The sequence below is a fragment of the Benzoatithermus flavus genome (assembly GCF_037908215.1).
Lineage (GTDB): Bacteria > Pseudomonadota > Alphaproteobacteria > Geminicoccales > Geminicoccaceae > Benzoatithermus > Benzoatithermus flavus.
This window is the reverse complement of record NZ_JBBLZC010000125.1, coordinates 1-547: the sequence shown is the minus strand read 5'-3', so window position 1 is coordinate 547 and position 547 is coordinate 1. Positions and strand designations below refer to the sequence as shown.

1 protein-coding gene is annotated in these 547 nt (G+C 55.0%); it reads left to right on the top strand.

Annotated elements, in window-relative coordinates; all coding sequences use genetic code 11:
* Positions 1–70: 70 nt before the first annotated feature.
* The coding region (locus U1T56_RS24465; protein WP_418162080.1) for a DUF418 domain-containing protein at positions 71–547 on the top strand (477 nt) is incomplete at its 3' end.

Here is a 547-nt window from a genome sequence, read left to right as displayed (position 1 = left end):
CGTGCCGGCAAGACGGTAAGGCGCCGCCGATTGCGCAGACGACTAGGCAGTAGAAAGAAGGGAGAAAGCGATGATCAGATCGACCGAGCGAATCGCTGCGGCGGATGTGTTGCGTGGATTCGCCTTGCTCGGCATTTTGCTTGTCAACATGCGTTATGTTTCCTCGCCAGCGTTATACAACGAAAGCGTCAAGGGCGGTGCTTTTGACCGAGTTTTGGACGCGGTCGTCGACGTATTGTTTGAAGCGAGCGCCTATCCGTTGTTTGCGTTTTTATTCGGGTTCGGGGCGATGACCATGTTCCGCCGGATCAGCAGCCGCGGAAAGCGGCCGATTCCGATTCTGTTGCGCCGCTTCTTTCTTTTGCTTGGGATCGGCATTGCTCATGCGTTTGGCCTTTGGTTTGGCGATATTTTAATCCCCTACGCCCTCGTCGGGTTCATCATGCTTTTCTTTTTCGCCGCCCCGCCTCGTTGGTGGCGGACGGCGGCTGTTGCCGTCTTTTTTCTTTTTCACGGCCTCATGGCGCTGTTGTTAACGCTCAATGTA